We start from the raw sequence: 6,466 nt of genomic DNA, 5'->3' as shown, positions 1-6,466 counted from the left end.
CGCAGATCGTAGGTTCTCGTTTTCCCGTTGCTGACCCCTTCGATCTTTCGCGTCGCATCGCACAGCGAGATAAATTTCTGCAAGAACTCGGGATGGGTGTGCTGGATGTCGTCCAGGTACAACATCACGTTGTCGCCCATTTCCAGCGCCAGATTCAACCGTTCGACTTCTTCTTTCGCGGCGGCGTTGGGCGCTTCGGCGGGGTCGAGCGAGGTGACTTGATGCCCGATCGCCGGTCCGTTGATCTTCATAAAGACCAGGCCGAGTCGATTGGCGATGTATTCCATCAACGTCGTCTTTCCGTAACCCGGCGGAGAGATCAGCAACAGCAGACCCATGCGATCGGTCCGCTTGTTCTCGCCGGCGGCCCCCATCTGTTTGGCCAGGTTGTCGCCGATCAGCGGCAAATAAACCTCGTCCAACAATCGGTTTCGCACGAAGCTGGTCAGCACACGTGGTTTGAACTCATCGAGCCGCATGTCCTCGCGGGCCACGTCGACGAGTTTGGATTTGGTCTCGTTCAGTTTTCGGTAACGCGGCACCACATCCAACATGTAGCGTCCGACGCGTCGCAGCAATTCATGATAGTGCACCACCATCGAACCGCCTTGGATCCGTTCGTGGTTCCCGACCAATCCGGTCAACGATTTTGCGACCGCCACCTCGGCGACCCTCAGATTCGACACGCCACCGGAGAGGATGATCCACGCTAATTCGTCCAAGTAGTAGTGCGCCGGATCCACCTCATCGCCGCCGGAGTGGTTGGCCAAGAACGCTTTGGCCCAGTTGCGTGCCAGGACGAACGCGCGCACCGGATCACTTTCGTTGCTCTTCATCGCCGTTTCGAGCAATTTTTGCCGATCGACTTCGGGGACCGAATCGGTGAATGCTTGAAAGAGCCCCGCGGCGCGAGCACTGCAGACGTTTTTCCGTGAGCTGTCGACGAGTTGATCGAAGAGGTAATTTGCGATCGCCTCGGCAGTGACGTTGTGATCGAACAGCGGGTCCCAGTACTGGGCGTCTTCCTCTGCCAACTCGGCCAATCGTTGGCGGAATTCAATCGCCGGTTCGGCATTCGGATAGGCTTTGGCCAGTTTGGCAAATCCTCCGATCCAGTCGGTCATTTCCTTCCGCGTCTTCCCCACCAATAGTTTGCCGAACCAGAGCAGGCTGGCGGCCCGAACGCTGGGCGGATGCGCGAGCAGTTCGATGTTCGCATCGATCTCCAGCAGGGCTTTCAGAATACTTGCGGCATCATGGTCGTGAACGCCTTTGGCGTATCCCTGATCGAAGCGTCCGCCGATTCGTGATTGAACCCAGGCGGCATCGACTTTCTCTGCAGTCAACGTGCCATCAAACGAATGGCGTTTTTGAAACAAGTCCACAGCCAGAAACTCGGCTCGGTAAACGTGGCGATTTTCGCTGATCAGTTCCTGATTCCACAGATCCTTGGCATCCGACAGAGCCGGGTCTTCCAGCGGAGAGAAATACTGGGTTCCGGTCAAATGCAAACACATCGCATCCTTGCGAAGGACCGTGGTCAGATCCAGCGGCTGCGTGTTGACGGCGAACTTTTGTTTCCCCAGGCGAATGATGTCGCCGCCGTCTTCGTACAGATCCTGTCGATCCTTCAATTGGCGAACCGAATCTTCGCGGATCGTCTTCATCCGGCTTTGCAGATCGCCGACCCGCACGGCATCGTCCAGGGCCTGCAACTGGTCGATGATGTCGCGAACCTTTTCGACCATCAGGTCGCCGGCGAAGTAGGCCGCAATGTCGTCGGCCGATTCCATCGATCGCACGCGATTGTCGATGCCTTTGAGAATCCGATCGGCTGCCGACGAAAGCGATTCGGCGCGGCGGTTGCGTTTCTCGACCAATTGGACCTTTCTCGACTCGAACGCCGCATAAACTTCTTCGCGGCGGACGGCCAGTTGCTCGATAAAATCATCGAACTCGGCGAACTTGCCTTCCAGTTCTTCCAGTTGCACCATGACCTTGGTCAGGTATTCGTCACATCGTTCGGGGCTGTCACAAACGTCCAAGTAGCCGGACGTGGTTTGCTCGAGCAATTTCAACTGCGATGCGAACTCGGCGCGACCTTCGACGCCGACCAACTCGGTGGTGCGTGCCTTGAGCGCACTGCGAACGCGGTTGACCGAAGCAAACACATCGCCGATCGCGTCGATGATCTCGGTGCGTTTGGTCGCATCCTCGATCCGCAGGTTGCTGACGGTCTCGGTCAACAATTCCAATTGCGATGCGGCGGCATCGATTTCTTCGCCCAGCGATTTGGATTCCGCAACCGTGGCGACTTCGGCGACGCGTTCGTTCGCCGCGGCAATGCGTTTGATGTAGGGATCGAGCGCACCCGGGGTGAGCAAGAAATCGACACATCGGCGGCTGAGTCGTTCGCTGCGTTCGGCCGTGGTGGACTCGAGTGCCTCGACGACCTCCAAGTCGACGTATCGCAGCTCTTTCAGTCCCAGGGCGTGTCCACGCTGGGTTCGCAGTTCGGCCAACGATTTGACGAAATCATCGATCGACTCGAAACGACTGCGTTCGATCTTCTTGATCAAGTCCTCGATCGCCGTCGACACCTCCTTGGTTCGCGCGCCGGTTTCGCGGCGGGCACGGACGACTTTGTCGAATTCTTCGACGGCAGCGTTGGAGGCCTCGCGGATTTTTTGCAACGGCTCGGCGAGGTTTTCCGTTTCCGCCTTGTCGATCCAGAAGTAGCTGTCCAGGATGTCGGACGACTTTTTGTTCAGGTCCAGATACAGGCCTTCGTAGCTATCGTCCTTGTCGATCAACTGCAGCAATTCGCTGCACTCGGCCATCCCCCGAACAATCTCTTTGTTGCCGATCTTGAACAGCAACGAGTCGGTTTGGTTTTCGGGGACAAAGTTGGGGCCGGTGAACGGTGTCTGCCAGATTTGGACGGCATGGTGCTTTTGAGCTTCTTCTTGGCCGCGAAAACAAACCATCTCGCCGCGTTCGAAGAACGTTTGCCCGTGACAGATCAACGGCGTATCCACCGTCTGGTTGATCAGGTTGTAACGCAGTTGAACATAGGTGCCCGAGATCGGCGCGTAGAACAGGTACAAGTAGTCTTCGCCGTTGGATGCGGCGACGGTGCGTTGGTAACGCATGTCGCTGAGCCCGGTTTCGAAGCGTTTGAATTCTCCGGTTTGCAGATAATAGCCGCCGGGAAAAATCAAACCTTGATCACCCGGCAACATCACGCACGCCGCGGCGATTTCGTCCAGACGGATGACTTGCTGGATCTTGCTGTTGTAAACCAGGTACCGGAATTGGTCTTCCTGGTAGGGCTTCATTTTCAGCAGCACCAGATTGCCCAGGATCGCGTAATAGATTTCCGCGTCATCGAGGGTTTGGTCCGAGTTGTCGACCGGTTCGCAATAGATCCCTTCACCGCTGCTGGTGTTGTTTTCGACCTTGATCGTCAGGTCGCCGCCGACGGTTTCCACAAACACGAGGTCTTCGATCGAGATGTGTGGATGGTCGCCATAGTGGTGCTGGTCGCGGGTGGTGCGAGTCCAGCGGAATTCGTGCTGTGCGGGTTCTTTGACCTCGTGATCGCTGCGGTTGTCGATGTATTGGATGGCATCGGGCGAGACCCGCCATTTAAACGACTTGATATCTCGGGTCGTTTTGCCGACCTGAAACACCATGTGCAGCATCGGGCCGGAACGATAGAAACGTGAAAAACGCGTGTCCTTGTAGAACCGGTACAGCTCGCTGAAATCGTTGTGGAAACGCGAGTCGCCAATCAGATCCAGCGAGGCTTCGTGGAATTGGTTGTCCTCGAATCGATAGGCCGAAAAGACGTCCGAAAGTTCGATCTCCGTCTTCAGGCCGAACTGCACGTTGTAACCGAACAAGAACTCGTCGCCGATGGAGACCAGATCGCGGGGTACGCAATTGTGCTCGGTCGTGACGCGTTCGGTCGAGATCAGCTTGGTCTCGATGTTGCCGAACACCTCCGCACGCGACTCGTTCAGCTTGGCAAGACGCTCACGCAGGTTGTCTGCGGCATCACGCAAGCGGTTGCGCAGAACTTCATAGGTGCCGGCGGCGAGTTGGGAGTCGGGCATGGGTTGGCTCCCGAAGGGTGGGTTTGAAAAGCAGGCGACGGAATCAAAATGCCCGGGGACGAACCCCCGGGACGCTTGGCGAGGTAATCGGAGGTTTCAATTCCGCCCGTGGTTGAGCGGGATGAAATCGAAGCTCGGCGGCAGGCCGTTGGACATGCCGCCGAGTCCTGGCCGAGTTACGCTAAACCGCCTTTCAAATTTTTACCGTTGCCGGAGGGGGTGGCCAGCAGACGGCTCGCTTTCTGGTCCGCGATGTTGGCGGTTCCGGCCATGCCGAGCAGGCTGGTCAGTTGTGACCGCATGTCGTCGGTATCGGCCAATCCCATCATTTTGGCGATCAGGGCGGCGATCGACAGGTCCTTCACGCCGTCGGTGTCCAAGTTGAACTGGCCGATCATCTTGGTCAGCTGGTCGCGAAAGTATTCCGCGTTGCCGTCGAAGAACGTGTCCTTGATGTCCGTCGCGACGCGGCTGTTGTAGACGAATCGGTCGATCGCCTTGCCGCCCTTGACGGCCGAGGTGATCTGATCGAAGAACTCGCCGTCGCCACCGACGATGTCGATGCGAGCGGCCTTGAGCGCTTCGCTGACGACGCCGGCTTGGCTTTCGGCGATGCCACGCTGGGCATCGATCGCGGCGATTTCGACATCCTTTTCCTTGCTGAGCTTGAGTTTGAATTCCTCGTGCTCCTTTCCGACGCTGTCGAAGATCTTCATCGCTTCGGCTTTCTCGGTGATACCGACTGCCTCGCTGCGGTACTTTTCCAGTTCGACGCTGGCTTCGGCCATGCCCTGCTTTTCGACCGCAGCGGCTTTGGCTTCGATGCCCTTGGCTTCGGCGACGGCTTTCTTTTCCAAGACCGTCGCTTCGGCGAAGCCTTCTTTTTCCAAACTCGCGGCCTTGGCTTCTCGCACGCGTGCTTCGGCAAGTCCCGTCGCGGCGGCTTGAGCGGATTCGGCTTCGGCAAGCATTTTCGTTGCCGCGGTTTCTTTTTCCGCCGCGTCGCGTTTGGCTTCCGCTTCGATGCGAATCTTCTCCGCCAACAACTCGCTGGATTCCTTTTCCGCTTGGGCCAGCTTGGTTTGACGAATCAGCTCTTCCTCGGCCTTCATTTCCGCAGCCGTGATTTGAACCTTTTTGGCCCGTTCGGCTTTGGCGATTTCTTCGGTGTCCTTGATGCGTTCCTGTTCTTCGACGACGGCTCGTTCGACGGCGACGCGTTCGCGGATGACTTCTTGAATGTTCCGCTTTTCGGTTTCGATCGCCTTTTCCTTTTCGACTTCGGCGACCCCGACGACTCGCAGTCGCTCGGTGGCTTCCAAGTCACGGTCACGATTGACACGTTCCAGTTCGACGGCGTCGGTTTTCTCTTTGTTGCGCTGGGCGACGAGGATTTGGCGGTCCTTGTTTTCCGTTGCGACGCCCAATTCTTCTTCGGTCGCGATTCGCGCCCGCTCGGATTCCAGTCGCTGTTCTTCTTCGACTTTGCGGGCCGAAGCCTGTTCGCGGGCGGTGATTTCGGCGATTTCGCGTTTCTGTTTTTCGACCGCTTCGACACGCTGTCGCTCGAGCGCGAGGATGGTTTCCTCGGCTTCGACGTCCTGCTTTTTGAGCGTCTTTTCCTTGTCGCGGGTGAATTGGTTTTCCTTGACCTTTTCCGCGGCGGTCAATTCGGTGATCTTTTTGATCCCTTCGGCGTCCAGAATGTTGTTGGGCGAAAGGAGTTCCAGCGGCGTTTGTTCCAGATAGTCGATCGCCGCGTCGTCGAGCCGGTAACCGTTCAGGTCGGTGCCGATGACTTTCAGTATTTCGTCTTTGAACTTGTCGCGTTCGTCGTACAGTTCGACAAAATCAAACTGCTTGCCGACCGTCTTGAGCGCTTCGGAGAACTTGGCATCAAACAGTTCACGCAGTGTTTCGAGTTCCGAACAGCGACGTGCCCCGATCGACGCGGCGACTTCCTTCATCTCTTCTTCGCTGCTGTCGACGCGGATGAAGAAGGCGACTTTGATGTCCGCGCGAATGTTGTCTTTACAGATCAGCCCCTCGCTGCCCTGCCGACTGATTTCAAAGCTCTTCAGCGACAGGTCCATCAGCTCGTAGCGATGGATCACGGGGACAATCAGCATGCCGTTGCCGGTGACGACGTCCATCTTGCCCATCCCGGTCTTGACGATGGCTTGGTCCGGGCCGACCACCATGTAACATTTTTTGATCGTCGCGACGATGCCGAGCAGCACCGCAAAGAGAATCCCGACACCGATCAGGACACTCGTCAGCAGGCCTTCGGCCAGCAGCGGCGTCGCAAGAATACTCCAAGTCATCACGATTCGTTCTCCGGTTCAAGT

General features: G+C 57.2%; 2 protein-coding genes. Both read right to left on the bottom strand.

Translation table 11 applies throughout. From position 1 onward, the window contains the following. On the bottom strand, positions 1–4,118 hold a 4,118-nt coding region (locus tag ABX749_RS17200; protein ID WP_372897046.1), incomplete at its 3' end, for a DNA repair ATPase. A 176-nt stretch (positions 4,119–4,294) separates the two neighbouring features. Beyond that, positions 4,295–6,442, bottom strand: coding sequence for a flotillin family protein (locus ABX749_RS17195; RefSeq protein WP_145207540.1), 2,148 nt, complete (start codon positions 6,440–6,442; stop codon positions 4,295–4,297). Positions 6,443–6,466: the final 24 nt, after the last annotated feature.

This window comes from Stieleria sp. (assembly GCF_041595215.1).
Taxonomy (GTDB): Bacteria; Planctomycetota; Planctomycetia; order Pirellulales; family Pirellulaceae; genus Stieleria; species Stieleria magnilauensis.
This window is presented reverse-complemented; position numbering and strand designations above follow the sequence as displayed.

Excerpts from the sequence above, each read along its gene's own strand:
- ABX749_RS17195 (WP_145207540.1), bottom strand. The coding sequence starts at position 6,442 with ATGACTTGGAGTATTCTTGCGACGCCGCTGCTGGCCGAAGGCCTGCTG.